The following is a 15,366-nucleotide window of genomic DNA, read 5'->3' as shown; positions in this document are numbered from 1 at the left end:
CTACTCGCTCACCGCTTGCGCGGGTCGCTCGGTGAGGGTGGGGCTTCCTGCTTCCACGACGCGCTTTGCAGACACCGATTCGGTGTCCGTAGGGAGCGCAGTCTCCACAGGCGTTGATTCGGGACAGCCCGTCCCTACTTGTTCGAGACCGCGAGACAGAATGTTCCACGACGCATTCGCATCTCTGTCCGCCTCGAACCCACACGACGGACACGAATGTTCGCGAACCCACAACGGTTTGTCTGTCTGGCCTTGTTGAAACCCTCAAGCAGTGATAAGTTCCAGCGGCACTGCTGAATACAGAGCGCGTATCTTGCACAGAATCTCCACCAGAGTCAGTCAGATCGAATCGGTAGATACAGAATGTTTCTTTAGTACACGGAATGTGAATGTAACCAATCGAACAAGGCTGTGGTATGCTACGCGGGTGGGTCTGCGTCGTCACCGAACCCACTCCCGTACGCTTCGACAACTTCTGTGACAGTGACTTCGTACGCATCGTACCACTCTGTCCACCGTTGTTTCGCTCGTTTGTGGGTAGAATCTGCTCTAAACGACGCAAGCCCGTCCAACGACTCCCAATAATACACGACGAGAACCTCCTCACTCTCCGAGGCATGCCATGTCCGCTTGCCCAGATATCCCTCTGTGTCCTCGGCAACAGCTTGTATCGCATCGTTTACTTCGTGGAACTCCGCGTCATACTCCCCTGGATCGAGGCGGAACGTAACCAGATACATCAATACCGGTACTCGCGCTTTCGCGGTCAAAAAGATTCTCTTACGTGAACACGAGATGCATCGCAGACACTTCCCTCTGACCGATATGCACGTTCACCGAATAGTTGATTCACCTGTCTTGGGCTGAACTAAACGCATCCACTACGCTGCAATGATCCTCTGTATGCAGCAGTCCGTCCCTCTCAGAATTACGGACAATCACACTCACTGTGTGGAATAGCAAGGCTTCGTTCCAGATTGTGAACGACGCATTTGATGACGAGTTCGCGGAACTGCTACCACCAACGACGTGAGCGCACGTACGCCCCGAATTTCTGTTTGATCGCCGCATTGACTGTCTCGTTCATGTTCCGTCGATGATAGAGGTCGCTATCCAGCCGTGCATTCCACGCCTTGTGTAGTGAGGTAAATTCCCGATGCTTGATGAGTGGGCGAATACCGTGGTCACGGGCGAGCAGCCGAAGCTTTTGGTCGTCATATCCTTTGTCGCCAGTCAGCTCCGTGATGGACGCTGCGTTCCGTTTCACTACCTGCGGCGCAATCTGGGTATCGTGCTTCCGCGTTGTCGTCACGTGAATATCGAGAACGGCATTGGTCGCCGTATCGACCAACAACGTCATCTTCAACTGCTGTATCGAGAGATTCGTACGCTTTGTGTAATGAGACGATGCATGAGCCCGCTCGAATCCGGACGCATCGATCCCGGTGACACCGTTGACCGGTAAATCCGCCAGCGACACGTTCAGTAACACCCGCCAGACAGCCATCTCCAAACGATCGAACGCCTTACAGAGTGTCGAAGGTACCGGAATCCAGTCGAGATCAAGAGCATCACGGATGCGGGGCATCTCGATGAGTTCATCAACGAGATCGCGGTACGTAGTCGTCTTCTTCACCTTGAGGCAGAGCAGGACGACGTGTTGCCGGAGCGTGAATCGCTTCTGCGAATAGCGAGTCGAGAACCGTGTAACAGCACGACGGGCCAGCACGACAGCGCGTTCGACGAATTGGAGGAGTCGGGGCTTCGGGAGAGCGTCCATCTTCCCTTGCGCTACTCACCCGTCGTGTTTCTCATCAAGGGTTTCAACAAGGCCGAAATTTCCTGAGACCGAGTTATTTTATCCGGGAGACGAGCGTCTGTCAAACATGGTAACGCACGATGTCGCTATCGTCGGCGGGGGTTGTGTCGGGTGTTCGGTCGCGAAGTCCTTGGCAGAGCAATCTAGTCTAGACATCGCGGTTCTCGAAAAAGAATACCACCTGGCAGAACACCAGAGTGGACGGAATTCGGGCGTTCTCCATCCCGGCTTCAACTACGAGCCGGGATCGCTCAAAGCGCAGTTCAGCACCGAAGGGACTCGGCGGATGAAAGAGTACGCTCGCGCGAACGACATTCCGCTCGACGAGTGTGGGGTGGTCGTCGTCGCACAATCGGACGAAGAGGAGGCGAGGCTTGAAACGTTGAAAGCGCAAGCGGACGAAAACGGCGTTGAGACGGAGATACTACACGGGGAAGAGCAAATCAAACAATATGAACCCCACGCCGTCGGCCACGCGGCGCTACATTGCCCGGAAGCAGCGTCAATCGATTCCCAGAAGTACGTCTACACGCTCGCGTCCGATGCGGAGGACTCGGGCGTCGATTTCTACATGGGATACGCGGTCGAACAGCTACGTCGGCGACGTGACGGCTACCTCATCGAAACGAACAAGGGTCGTCTCGAGGCCGATTACGTGGTAAACGCGGCCGGTCTCTACGCGGACACCCTCGCCCACGATGTCGGTGTCGGCGAGGAGTACCAAGTTGTCCCGTTTCGGGGCGAGTACTACGAACTCACCCCCGAACGGCGTGACCTCTGCGAGTCGATGATCTATCCGACGCCAGATCCCAGTCTCCCGTTCCTTGGCGTCCATTACACGCGTCGGACCGACGACAAGGTCATCGTCGGACCGAACGCGGTGCTCGCGTTCGGACGGGAGGCCTACCGGAACACGAACTTTGATGTCGGAGAACTCGTCGAGACGTTAGGTTACGAGGGGTTCTGGAAGCTACTCGGCAGTCCAAAGATGATGCAGGTGGCGTGGGACGAACTCCGGAAGTCGTACCGGAAAGAGGCGTTCGTCGATGCGGCCCGGCGGCTCGTCCCCGACGCCCGTAGTAGCGATTTCCGACGTAGCTACGCCGGCATTCGTGCCCAGGTGGTTCGCGACGACGGACAACTCGTGAAAGATCCCGTATTCGAGAGAGGCCCGGATTCGCTTCACGTCCTGAACGCCGTCTCACCGGGACTCACGTCTTCGCTTCCGTTCGGCGACTTCCTTGCCGACGAGGTGCTCAACGACCTCGGGGAGGCCGAGACATGACACATACGAACCGCCGTGTTCGGCTTCGGAGTGAATCTGCGACGACGTGTATATCACCCCTGTGGGTGGGTCCTCGTGGTGGTGACGCGGTATGATTACCTGTATCTGTCTCGTGTCCAGCGGTAGGATCGGGCAGGAGTGAAATGCAGAGTCACCGCCAACAGCATCTGTGGCCGGACCGGTCCCGAGGGAATACAGGTGTCTCCGAGTTTGGAAGTGTGGATCCCGTTCGTTATAGGTATCGATACCGCCATACCAGCGTCCTTGGTGGAGTACTATCGGCCGTCAGAAGACAGGAAACTTTGATAATGGATATGCCGTATGATCCAGATTGGCGGAAGGCGGGGAAGACGATTGGAGGTGCGGGCGGTTCCATACAACTGGTAGAATGGCTGGCGCAAGGCAGGGGCGATCCGCGGAGAAGTACTTTGTCGAGAAGACGATCGCACTCCAGTAGTGGCCCCTCCGGTGGACAGTTCGACCTCGTGATTGACGTAGTCGAACTCTCGACTCATCGCATCTATGAGGGTAACAATAATGTAAATTTGTAACTATATTGTCTTCCGTCGCACGGCAATCGGACAGAAGTAATTGGACCTTTCTCAATGATATCCATGTGACAATTTTGGCTTAAAATTGGTGTAAAGGCAGAAGATGGTTAGAGGAGTTAACTAGAGTGTGAGAAATAGACAATATTACCGAGAATTGGCCAATACTTACTGCTAAGGAAAAATTCCAGGGTTAATAACTCCTCAATCATTTCTTAATATAGAAAGTATAGAATAATTTTTAAATCGTATACTTAATATATCTACTATATAAGATAGATTTATAATTCTAGCAAGACTATTATAAATTATAATCTATTATGTTGGGAATACAGTCGAGGACGTCCCTAAAAGTAATTACATTTTTGAGAGTGGCTTCGCAACAAATCAAGAGGGACAAGATTCTTCCCTAACTTCAACTGTACAGTAGATTTGTTGTCGCGTTCAAAATGACCTTTGGTCTAAACCAGCAATAATTACTATATCAAAATAGCAGAGCAAACCAAGTCCGAAGAGTTACATGCTTAGGCCTGTAACAACCCGCTAGGAGAATGACGGGCAAAGAGGACGGTTGTGGATGCAAAGTCGAATCCGTAAGAACAGACTATGGCCTTCAATATCGAGATGATCAACTCGTACAAAAGTGGCAGAGTGGAGTGAGTGTCCGCAAACTCACAGAGAACTTGAACAAGGACATTATCGAAGCGGCACTCTCCGCAGCGAACGTAACGCAACATCAATGGAGTCGTTCGCCCGTGTATGAGGCGCTAACTACCGACGAATTAAGCGAAGCGGAAGAAATCGAGATTCGACGTGAACTTGACCGTGCTGGGGTTGACGTCGAGCAACTTTCGTCAGATCTCGTCTCACATCAAACGGTCTATCGTCACCTGAAACAGTGTTTGGGTGCAACAAAAGACGATAGCCAAACACCCGATGAGCGCCGTCAAAAGGCGAAAGATACTGTATTTGCACTGCAACAACGGCTAGAGACCGTGACCGAATCGACCCTCGAAACTTTACAGTCTGCAGGTATCGCCGACCTCGGAGAAACAGACGTATTGGTCGATCTCAACGTCGTCTGTAGCGACTGTGGACGTTCAATGGGTTTTGAAACTGCAGTACGAGACGGCTGTAGCTGTAATAATACCTGAATATCCCTCCTCTGCGAACGAAAAGAACTATTTGCGGGTACCAACAATACTATGCGTATGAGCTCAAAGGCAACGTCCTACAATACCCTCGCACTCACTACAGAGAATATCGGCGGAATCAATGAGACTCACGTCGAGTTGTCAAATGGCACCACTATTCTCCAAGGGAAGAACGCCACGAATCGGACGTCATTCCTCCAGTCCGTGATGGCCGCGATGGGTAGCGACGCGTTCAACCTCAAAGGTGATGCTGACCATGGACGTGTACAGCTAACGCTCGACGATACCGTTGTTGAACGAGAATTCAACCGTCGAAACGGTATCGTCGAGTCATCCAGTGATGGCTACCTCGACGATCCGGAACTCGCAAATCTCTTTGCGTTCCTTCTCGAAGAAAACGAAGCCCGGCAGGCAGTTGCCCGCGGCGATAACCTGCGCGAGGTCATTACTCGGCCAATTGATACGGAAGAGATTAACACCGAAATCGACAGGCTCCAGAGCGAAAAGCGCCAGCTCGACGAGAAGATAGAGCATATCGAAGATCGTGAACGGGAACTCGTCGAACTCGAGCAGCGGAAAAACCGTTTGCAAACAGAAGTCGAAGAGCGCCGTGAACGTCTCTCAGAACTCGAAGCAGAGATCGAGGATGCCGATACTGACCTTGAGAAGAAACGCGAAGAACAAGAACAAGTCGAAGACCAACTCGACAGACTCAAAGAACTTCGGTCGCAGTTAGAAGACATCCGGTTCAAGATCGAAACCACCAACGAAACGATTGAGTCTCTCAAAGACGAACGAGATGAAAAACGCGATACGAGGGAGAACCTTACTGTTGACTCTGAGACAGACGTGAGTTCGCTTCGCGATGAACTTGATAAATTGCGTGACCGCAAACGCCAAGTGAATACCCAAACCAACGAGCTACAGAGTATTATTCAATTCAACGAGGACATGCTTAGCGGGACAGATAGCGAAATTGCTGATGTTCTCCGTGACGATAGCGAAGACGACAGCGGGGATGGTGCGATTACGGATCGACTGCTAGAAGGCGAAGAGTCCGTCGTGTGCTGGACGTGCGGGTCTGAGGTTTCTCGAGGAGACATCACGGATACCCTTGATCGATTGCAGTCGTTCCGTGAAGAAAAACTTAGCACTCGCGAGTCGATTCAGCGAGAAATCGACGAGACGAAAGAACAGGTTTCGGAATTGGAAGATTCGCAGAGGGAACTACAGCGCCTGAATCAGCGTCTCGCAGAGATTGAGACCGAGATCGAAAAGAAACAAGGCCGGATCGAGGATCTTGAACAGCAACGCGACGATATCCACGAGGAAATCGAGGATCTTGAGGAGGCAGTTGAGCAAACCCAGTCATCGGATTACAGTGATTTGCTCGACTTGCACAAGGAGGCAAACCAAGTAGAACTAGAACTGGAGCAAAAAGAGGATACACTTGCGTCTGTCGAAGACGAAATTGCAGACATTGAATCGTTAGTCGCAGACCGTGACGAATACGAGGAACGACGGGAGCAAATCAACGAACAGCTTGAGGAATTGCGTAACCGGATTGATCGTCTCGAGAGGAACGCCATCGAGGAATTCAATTCTCGGATGGAAGACGTACTCAACATCCTCGAATACGAGAATATCGCCCGTGTCTGGATCGAACGCCAAGAACGCGAAACGCGACAGGGGCGACGCAAGATCAAGCAAAACCACTTCGAATTGCATATCGTCCGTGAATCTGAATCGGGACAAACCTACGAGGGGACGATAGATACTCTCAGTGAGAGTGAACGTGAGGTCGTTGGCCTCGTGTTTGCGCTGGCCGGGTATCTCGTCCATAATCTCCACGAAACGGTGCCTGTCATGCTATTGGACTCTTTAGAAGCGATCGATTCAGGTCGAATTGCCCGACTGATTGAGTATTTTGCAGACTATCCCGATTTCTTGGTCGTTGCTCTTCTGCCGGAAGACGCCGACGCGATCGATATCGACCACGAGACGGTCACGCAAATCTAAGGCTTCAGCCGTCGTTGTGACGTGCTTGTGCGTTCCCCGTGTTTTCTTTTGTTTCGTCTTCGTTAGAGGGTCCTTGCGGTAAGGGACGCTCTCAAAGGTACCAATTCCATCTTGTTACAGAAGTAGTATTGTAACACGCTTCTTGGTACAGGTATAGGAGAAGTACCACCGACTTTAGGTGCCGATCAAAAGCAAGAGGTGTGACGGAATCGGAGTAGAGGTTCGAGATTTAGGCTCTAGAGGCGGTACTGCTACTCACCGATGAAATCTTCCGCCAGGAAGTGGGGGAGAAACCCCTTCTGTTCTATGATAGTGAACGAGGTGTTCATCAGGCTAGGAGTATCTCAGATTGATTTCGACTACTCGCATTGCCCGGCGGACTATCTCGGGGAGTTCCTCTGAATACCAGTCGCCTTCGAGGCGCTTTGCCGGTCCAGACACGCTCAAGGCCCCGTGTACGTCGTCTCCGACGACAATTGGCGCAGCGACGCATCGAAGTCCTTCGATGCGTTCCTCGTCGTCGAACGCATAGCCGCGTTCACGGATGGTCTCGAGGTCCTTGAACAGTTCCTCGCGGGTCGTGTGGGTATTCGGAGTGTGTTCGGGGAGACCGTGATGATCGAGAAGTTCCTCAACTTTGTCTTCCGGATAGTGTGCGAGCATTGCTTTTCCTAGGGCAGTGCAGTGAGGAAGCACACGAGTTCCGACATGAGAGTCCGTGGTGACTGCTTGCTCACCACGTGCTTGGTAGAGATAAACCAGCTTTCCACATTCTTCGGTTGCTACGCATGCTGTTTCTCCAGTTTCTTCGACTAACCAGTTGATTTCTGGTTTCGCAGCCTCGTATAGGTTAGAGCGTAGACGCGCTTTCCCGCCGAGAGTGAGGAATCGGTATCCGAGGACGTAGCGGTCACCTTTGTTAACGACGTAGTCACGCTGTTCGAGCGTCTTGAGGTGGTTATGCACGGTGCTCTTTGAGACGTTCACGTTGTTCGCGATCTCAGTTACGCCCGCACCCCCGCTTTTCGAGAGGTATTCGATGATAGTGAACGCCTTGTCTGTTGCTTTAATCGTTTTCCCGCCGTCGTCGTTTGGGGCTCCCATATTTTGGTGATTGGTAACGGATCACTAAAAACTATCTGTGATGTTCGATAACGGGGAACAAAGAACCGCGTTACCAGCGCGGCTTATTCGGAAGCCAATCGCTACGTCCGACCTCCGTCTCCGCGTCCGCATACTCGGCAGCCATGGAGCTCACGTCCGAGTACGCGAGGGGGTCCGCTTCGTGATACCGTTCGTTCATCCGTTCGAGTTTTGCCTCGTCGAGACTAACTCCCAGACCAGGGTCATCCGAAACCGGAATCGCCCCGTCCTCGAACTCGATCGGACCATCAGCGATGACATCCTCCGCCATCCACGGATAGTGGGTGTCACAGGCATACCCGACGTTCGACATTGCTGCAGCCACGTGCGTCATCGCGGCCATACTCACGCCGAGGTGCGAGTTCGAATGCATTCCCACACCGAGGTCAAACACCTCGGCGATGTCATTCATCCGAACGTTTCCAGTCAACCCGCTCCAGTAATGATGATCGCTGAGGATGATGTCCACAGCGTTCATCTCGACCGCCGGTGCTATCTGGTCGAATTCCACGACGTACATATTCGTCGCCACCGGTAGTGACGTGTTCCGTTTGAGTCGCGCGTGCGCGTTCATCGTCGTCACCGGATCCTCAAGAAACTGAATATGGAGGTCCGACTCCTCAAGACGCCGGGCAATCCTTGATGAAGTCTCGACACTCCAGGTTCCGTTCGGGTCGATACGGAGCGGGGTATCGCGGCCGAATTCCTCACCGAGCAGTTCCAGTGTCCGGAGTTCCTCTTCCGGTTCGAGAACGCCACCCTTCAACTTCAGCGTGGAAAACCCGTGTTCGTCGACGAACTCGCCGGCTTCCTCCACCATATCCTCGGCTGACTCCACTGCTTGGGGTGCAATGGCGGCCGAGTCGGGATCACTGTCGCCGTACTTGTAGAAGAGGTACCCCGAGTATTCGACCTCGTCTCGGACTTTCCCTCCGAGGAGGTTGTAGACGGGTTCACCGACCGTTTTTCCGATGAGGTCAAGTAACGCGGTATCGAGAGCGCCGTAGGCCATCGGGTCTTGGAGGCGCAACTCCAGGGGCTTGCGTTCGTACGGGTTCATCCCCTCAACGAGGGAGGAGGCGCGTTTGAGCGCGTTGATGACTTTTTCGTCTCCGTACGTCTCACCGATTCCGACTTCTCCATCGGCTGTGGTTAGCCGGACGATGGTTCGGGCTGCTACCTCGCTGTGGGCTCCCCACGAATTTCGTAGCGGTGGTTCGCGGTGAGCGACGGGAATGACTTCTACGTCGGTAATACGCCTTTCCTGTGTCGGTGTCGAGGGTTCTGTGTTCGAACTCATGGATTTAGCGTTGGTCTTGGGTCTGGTCGCTGGATGCTCATGGCACGCAATCCCAAGGAACCCTTCGCACTATTTAAAACTTGACCACATATCGGACGAACGAGGTCATTTCGATTTCGGTGCTTCGTCCAGACGGAGGGAAGTTTTAAATATAGCCCCCGTGAGATGTATACCGCACCATGAGTTTCGAAGCTCTGAAAGAGAAACTTCGCGGTGTAGCGTTCACTACAATCACCCCGTTCAGCGAGGACGGTGACGAAGTTCTCTACGACGAACTCAAGCAGAATGCCCGCGCCATCGATGAGGCTGGCGGTGAAATCTTTATCCCCTGTGGAAACTCCGGCGAATACTACGCGCTAACCGACGAGGAGCGCGTGATGACCGTCCAAGCAACTATCGAAGCCGTCGATGACGATAACGCGGTCGTCGCTGGAGTTGGAGGGAGTACCAAAACTGCGATCTCCCTCGCAGAACAGTACCAGGAGGCTGGCGTCGATGCGATCATGGTTATGCATCCCGACCACACCTACCTGCACGAACGCGGACTCCTCGAATACTACCGGCGTATCATCGAAGCCGTCGATTGCGGTGTCGTCCTCTACAAACGCGGTCCCGAGCTTACGGAGGACATCATCGCGGAGCTTTCGACCGAGGACAACGTCGTCGCCGTCAAGTACGCAGTCAACGACATCAAGGCCTTCTCGCGCGCCGTCGAGAACGTCCCTGGCGACATCGTGTGGTCGAACGGCATCGCCGAGCGGTTTGCACCTGCGTTCGCGCTTGAAGGCGCTGAAGGATTCACCACCGGTATCGGTAACTTCGTTCCCGAAGCGACGCTCGCGCTGATGGACGCCCTCCGCGATGAGGACTGGGAGCGCGCCAAGCACGTCCGTGAAGTCCTCCGTCCCTATGAGGATCTCCGCGAGGAGACCGGGCCGAACAACGAGTTCTCGGCGGCGAACAACGTCCCGGCCGTGAAGTACGGGATGGAACTCGCTGGCCGGTACGGTGGTCCTGTCCGGGAACCACTCGTCGAACTCTCGGAGGAGGACAAGGAACGGGCAGAACAGTACTACGAGGATATTCAGGAAGCCGTCCTTGAACCGGAAGCGACCGCCGATTGAACGTGAGATAGTCCATGGCAAACCAGACAGAACACGCTGTACGCATTGACCCCGACCGACTTCGTACATTTGCATCCGACGTCTTCGGACGAGCAGGCCTGTCTGAAGAGCACGCGGACATCGTGGCAGACACGCTGGTTGACGCTAACCTCCGAGGAATAGACACACACGGTGTCGTTCGGCTTGAACCCTACGTCGAGCGGCTCGAAGAAGGTGGAATTAACGCGAGTCCAGAACCGTCTGTCTCCCAGTCCGGCGGTGCAGGTGCTGCCATCGTCAATGGGGATGACGGCCCGGGGCAAGTTGCCACCCTCCGAGCGATGGAGGAGGCGATCGACCGTGCCTCCGACAACGGGAGTGCATTTGTCGGCGTCCGAAATAGCAACCACTTCGGAACGGCATCGTACTACACGAACTATGCGACGGAGCGTGGATACGTCGGCATCGCGATGACGCATGCCGGCCCGAACGTTACCCCGTTTGGCGGTGCTGACCCCTACTTTGGGACAAACCCCATCTCGTTCGGTCTTCCGAACGGAGACGACTTCCCGATCACTCTCGACATGGCTACTAGCGTCACCGCAAAGGGGAACGTCATCTTGGCCGAAGAGGAGGGCGAAGATATACCGTCTGATTGGGCGGTCGACGAGGAAGGGAACCCGACGACCGACCCTGCCGAGTTTCACGCGCTTCGGCCGATGGCCGGGCCGAAAGGATATGGGCTTGCGTTCGTCATCGATGCGTTCTGTGGCGTCCTGATGGACACGGTCTTCGGTGACGACGTACCGACCATGTACCACGACGTCTCGTCACCCCAGAAACTCGGCCACTTCGTTGGCGCCGTTGACGTAGAGTCGTTCACCAGCCTCGGTGGCTTCGCCGACAGAATGCAGCAGATGGTCGATGACCTCAAGGAACTCCGGACTGCGGAGGACTTCGGTGAAGTGCTGGTGCCGGGCGAACCGGAAGCAAGAACCAAAGCGGAACGTCTCGAAGACGGTGTCCCACTCGGTGAAGGGGTCTGGGACACGCTCCAGACGCTGGGCGCTCAATACCACGTCCAACTGGAATAACGAGGAAAAACCGTCTGCTTCTCGTTTTTATTGACGTGGTTCGATTGCTGAGGAGTACTGGCTTGCTTCGACCACGGATTGCTCGTCACTGGGGATATCGACGTTAATCACTGTCGGCTTCTCTGCGTCCAACGCGTCGGTGAGTGCGTTGCGGAGGCTGGTCCTGGAATCGACGTCGATTCCTTGGCAACCAAACCCTTCCGCGATGGATGCAAAGTCCGGCGAGCCCCACTCGAATCGGTGACCGTCTGCGTACTGATCGATCTTCGGGGATTTACTGATAACCCCGTAGTCGCAGTTGTTGAATACGACAACCACAACGTTGAGGCCGTGCTCAGCTGCGGTATGGAGCTCAGTTAGGCACATCATCAGCCCACCGTCACCAGTAAGCGATACGACGGGGTCGTCCGGATGGGCTAGCTTCGCCCCGAGTGCGGCTGGTAAGCCGACCCCCATACCTGCCCATGAGCCAGCAGTGATGTACTGCTGTTGGTTGTACGCCTCGAATACTTGTTTCGACCAGAGTCGGAAGCCGCCGATATCGGTCGTCACGATCGATTCTCGGGGAATAGCGTCACGAATCGTTCGGAGTGCTCCTGGCGTGTTCACAGGCGAATCAGCAAGGAGTCCCTGCTCCTCGAGGTTGTCGACGTACTCCGTGCGGGCCTTGGATGCAAGTTCGGCACCGTTCCATGCGTTACTTCGATCAGTAGTACGTCGGATGCCCTTCAGCAAGCGTTTGCTCGCATGCGTAGCGTCGTCGACGATGGCGATGTCTGAGTCGTAGGCTGCGTCAATATCCGTCGGGTCGAGATTCACGTGAATCAGCATCTCGCCCATCGGAAGCTCCCAGTTTGCAGTGGTAATGCCATCGAAGTCCGTTCCCAGCGCGAGCACGGTATCCGCTGCATCGAGAACTTGCTTTGCACTGTTCGGAAGATGTTTTGCGGTGACCCCGAGGAATCGTGGGTCATCCTCGGGAAACACGCCCTTCCCCTTGTACGACGAAAGGACTGGCGCGTCGAGCGTCTCGGCGAGGTTTTCGATGGGCTTCCCCGCACCTGACGACCGGCGTGCGCCTCCGCCGACGTATATTATCGGCCGCTCTGCGTTCGTGAGAGCGTCGACCGCGTCGGCATACGCTGTTTCGTTGTCGTGGTGTATTGTTTCGGGGGTGACCGACACTGTCGACGCTTCGAAGGTGGCTTCGAGGAGACTACTCGGTACTCCGATTCGGACTGGGCCGTACGGCGGCGTCAGTGCATATTCGATGGCGCGCCCGACCTTCTCCGAGAGTTCGGCCTCGGTCTCGACGTTGACGTTCGCTTTCACGACGTTATCGTACGTATCAGCCTCGATCTCGTGGATTGGCCCCTTACCGCGGTCCGCTGGATCGATGTCCGCCGAAATATGGATTATCGGTACGCAGTCCTCGGAGGCGTTCTTGAGTCCGTGCATTGCGTTCGTGTCTCCTGGGCCTGGAACTGTGAGGGTCGCCGCGGGCTTTCCACTCGCTTCGTAGTATCCCCACGCGATATGCGGAATCGAGGTTTCGTGGCGCGCCATCACGTATTCCATCTCGCTGCGTTCGGCAACGACGCGATCCAGCGGGAGTGTCTGCGTGCCGGGAAGACCGACCAGGAGCTCGATGCCAGCATCGACCAGTGCGTCGTAGACGTGGTCACCACCGGGTTTCGAGGTACGGCTCTCTCTATGAGTCGCCATAGTTTCGCCACTGTCCCTCAAAGTATAATAGTTTCGGGGTGACGAATCACAGCAGTCCTAGGTTTTATCATGCCATACCGCACAGACACTCCTATGTCATCGTTGTCCGACCGATTGACTATCGGTGTTACCGCAGGCAGTGCATTCGATTTGAGCATCGAGCGAGACGTATTCGACGGGCTTGACGTGACGTTCCGGCCGGTAGACGTCCGGTCGACCAACGAGCTTATCGAGAAACTCGACGGCGTCGACGCAGTCATCGATCGCGTATTGAACGCCCCCTACACGGCCGAAGTCGTCACCGCCCTCGACTGCGACATCATCGCTCGCTGTGGAATCGGGGTGGACAAGATCGATCTCGACGCTGCCGCCGAACAGGGCACGTACGTAGTCAACGTTCCGAGCTACTGCGAGGAGGAAGTTTCAGAGCACGCACTCCTCCTCGTACTCGCGCTGGAGCGCAATCTCATCGGCTACGACGCAGATCTCAAGCGTGGTCGATGGGAGAAGGGTGTCGGGTCAATGCCGATTCATCGACTGGGCACACGCACGCTCGGGTTAGTTGGATTCGGGACTATCGCCCGACTCGTCGCTGAAAAGGCACAGGCGCTCGGCATGGACGTTGTCGCAACTGACCCGTACGTCGACGCTGACGAGATGGAGGATCACGGCGTCGAGAAGCGGTCGTTCGACGCAGTGGTCGAAACAGCCGATACGGTTTCCGTCCACGCTCCGTTGACTGAGGAGACTCAGGATACGTTTGATGCGGATATTTTTGCACGCATGAAGTCCGATGCGTACTTCGTCAATGTGGCGCGCGGAGGTCTCGTCGTCGAATCGGATCTCCGGGAGGCATTGCAGAATGGAGATATCGCGGGTGCCGCCCTCGACGTGTTCCGTGAGGAACCGGCGGACCGATACGACGGGCCATCGCCGACGTTCGAGAGCGAGTTCCGCGAGTTGGAGAACGTCATTCTCACGCCTCACATCGCCTGGTATTCGGTCGAGGCAAGCGATGAGAAACGTCGGACGGCAGCGAGGGACGTCCGGAGAGTCCTCGAAGGCGAGAACCCGCAGAATGCGGTGAACGAACCCTCGGGGTTACGCTGACTGGATTCCGCGCTAGATAACGCGATTAACGAAGGCGTCAGTTTCGCCAGCCAAGTACCGTTCGTAGTTCGTCGCGAAGATTTCCGCGCTGCGCTCCCAGTAATGCGGTGTCGACCCGGCCATGTGGGGCGTCACGATCACGTCTGACAGGTCCCAGAGCGGGGAGTCTAGCGGTAGTGGTTCGGGGTCAGTAACGTCGAGGGCGGCGCCACGGATCTTCCCTTTCTGAATCGCCGTCACCAAGTCGTCTTGGTTGATTACCGGACCGCGGCCGATATTGATTACCACGCCATCCCGTTTCATGGACGCGAATTCTTGCAGGCCGAGGAGTCCTTCTGTCTGGTCGGTCAGCGGACAGGCTATGGCGACGTAGTCGCTCTCGGCGAGCACCTGATGGGTTTCGTCAGGTGGGTGAATTTCGTCGACAGTATCCGGGGCTGTTGAGGTATCGCGTTTTGTTCCGAGAACGGTCATTCCAAGTGCAGATCCGAGTTCTGCGATTCGGCCGCCGATTTCGCCAACGCCGAGGACGCCCAGCGTCTGGCCGCGGAGTTCACCGCCGCTGTAGTGCTGCCAGATATTCTGTCGCTGTTGTTCGATACCGCGGTGAAGGTTCCGCTCGAAGATGAGCATGTATCCGAGTACCTGTTCGGCGATTGGATTCGCGTGTACACCCGCGGCGTTCGTGAGGATGACGCCCATGTCCTCGATTCGGTTGAGGTCGTAGCTATCGACGCCAGCGTTGAGGGCCTGTATCCAGTCGAGGTTGTCCGCGTGGTCGAGCAGTTCGGACGTGAGTTCGCGAGTGATGACGATGTCCGCTGACTCGATACGGGTGCGGGCGTCGTCGTAACTTTCGGCGAGTTGTAGGTCGACGTCTGTCGCCTGCCGTTCAATTTCACGGGCGAGTTCGGCTGAATTGCCACCGTGCGGTGCTTCGTGTAGCAGGAGGGTTGTTGGTTGCTCCGCCATACGTCCGTAACTGAGTGCATGGGGGATAAATCTCTGGGTGGGCGCTAAATCACAGATGTATATTGCAGATAACAATAGTTTTTAGAGGTGGCGC

Annotated in this window: 12 protein-coding genes and 1 pseudogene; 6 read left to right on the top strand and 7 right to left on the bottom strand. The window is 55.2% G+C overall.

The window, feature by feature from the left end:
• The 3 genes and pseudogenes from E2484_RS14240 to E2484_RS14230 form a co-directional block, all read right to left on the bottom strand.
• Positions 1–246: pseudogene (locus E2484_RS14240) on the bottom strand (zinc ribbon domain-containing protein); the annotation flags it as partial.
• 173 nt (positions 247–419) lie between these two features.
• Positions 420–740 carry an antibiotic biosynthesis monooxygenase family protein gene (locus E2484_RS14235; RefSeq protein WP_137285853.1) on the bottom strand — a complete coding sequence of 107 codons (321 nt, stop codon included), beginning with the start codon at positions 738–740 and terminating at the stop codon, positions 420–422.
• A gap of 275 nt (positions 741–1,015) precedes the next feature.
• On the bottom strand, positions 1,016–1,780 hold the full coding sequence (locus E2484_RS14230; protein ID WP_137285852.1) for an IS5 family transposase: 765 nt from the start codon (positions 1,778–1,780) through the stop codon (positions 1,016–1,018).
• A 106-nt stretch (positions 1,781–1,886) separates the two neighbouring features.
• Here E2484_RS14230 and lhgO point away from each other — a divergent pair, with 106 nt between their 5' ends.
• From lhgO to E2484_RS14215, 3 genes are all read left to right on the top strand, one after another.
• Positions 1,887–3,104: an L-2-hydroxyglutarate oxidase gene (gene lhgO, locus E2484_RS14225; RefSeq protein WP_137285851.1), complete on the top strand. Its 1,218-nt coding sequence runs from the start codon at positions 1,887–1,889 to the stop codon at positions 3,102–3,104.
• Positions 3,105–4,203: 1,099 nt separating this feature from the next.
• Positions 4,204–4,806, top strand: a complete 603-nt coding sequence (gene rdfA, locus E2484_RS14220; protein ID WP_137285850.1) for a rod-determining factor RdfA — start codon at positions 4,204–4,206, stop codon at positions 4,804–4,806.
• A gap of 57 nt (positions 4,807–4,863) precedes the next feature.
• On the top strand, positions 4,864–6,825 hold the full coding sequence (locus tag E2484_RS14215) for an archaea-specific SMC-related protein (protein WP_137285849.1): 1,962 nt from the start codon (positions 4,864–4,866) through the stop codon (positions 6,823–6,825).
• Positions 6,826–7,158: 333 nt separating this feature from the next.
• On the opposite strand, the gene E2484_RS14210 is transcribed toward E2484_RS14215, so the two are convergent.
• Both E2484_RS14210 and E2484_RS14205 read right to left on the bottom strand, forming a co-directional pair.
• Positions 7,159–7,929, bottom strand: coding sequence for an IclR family transcriptional regulator (locus tag E2484_RS14210; RefSeq protein ID WP_137285848.1), 771 nt, complete (start codon positions 7,927–7,929; stop codon positions 7,159–7,161).
• Positions 7,930–7,999: 70 nt separating this feature from the next.
• Positions 8,000–9,268 carry an enolase C-terminal domain-like protein gene (locus tag E2484_RS14205; protein WP_137285847.1) on the bottom strand — a complete coding sequence of 423 codons (1,269 nt, stop codon included), beginning with the start codon at positions 9,266–9,268 and terminating at the stop codon, positions 8,000–8,002.
• A 179-nt stretch (positions 9,269–9,447) separates the two neighbouring features.
• Here E2484_RS14205 and E2484_RS14200 point away from each other — a divergent pair, with 179 nt between their 5' ends.
• Complete coding sequence (locus tag E2484_RS14200) at positions 9,448–10,392, top strand: dihydrodipicolinate synthase family protein (RefSeq protein ID WP_137285846.1); 945 nt, start codon at positions 9,448–9,450, stop codon at positions 10,390–10,392.
• Positions 10,393–10,406: 14 nt separating this feature from the next.
• Positions 10,407–11,465 carry an Ldh family oxidoreductase gene (locus E2484_RS14195; RefSeq protein ID WP_137285845.1) on the top strand — a complete coding sequence of 353 codons (1,059 nt, stop codon included), beginning with the start codon at positions 10,407–10,409 and terminating at the stop codon, positions 11,463–11,465.
• A 27-nt stretch (positions 11,466–11,492) separates the two neighbouring features.
• Here the strand turns inward: E2484_RS14195 and E2484_RS14190 are convergent, their stop codons facing one another.
• A complete protein-coding gene (locus tag E2484_RS14190; protein WP_137285844.1) occupies positions 11,493–13,190 on the bottom strand; it encodes a thiamine pyrophosphate-binding protein in 1,698 nt (565 codons plus the stop codon).
• A gap of 150 nt (positions 13,191–13,340) precedes the next feature.
• Here E2484_RS14190 and E2484_RS14185 point away from each other — a divergent pair, with 150 nt between their 5' ends.
• Entirely contained in the window at positions 13,341–14,300 is a 960-nt protein-coding gene (locus E2484_RS14185) for a C-terminal binding protein (RefSeq protein WP_170977363.1), read from the top strand.
• Between the two features lie 12 nt (positions 14,301–14,312).
• Here E2484_RS14185 and E2484_RS14180 read toward each other — a convergent pair whose 3' ends face one another.
• Positions 14,313–15,272 carry a D-2-hydroxyacid dehydrogenase gene (locus E2484_RS14180; protein ID WP_137285842.1) on the bottom strand — a complete coding sequence of 320 codons (960 nt, stop codon included), beginning with the start codon at positions 15,270–15,272 and terminating at the stop codon, positions 14,313–14,315.
• Positions 15,273–15,366 lie beyond the last annotated feature (94 nt).

Origin of the sequence: Halorussus salinisoli, assembly GCA_005239435.1 — an archaeon.
GTDB lineage: Archaea > Halobacteriota > Halobacteria > Halobacteriales > Haladaptataceae > Halorussus > Halorussus salinisoli.
Note: the sequence above shows the minus strand (reverse complement) of the source record. Positions and strands in the feature narration are given on the sequence as shown.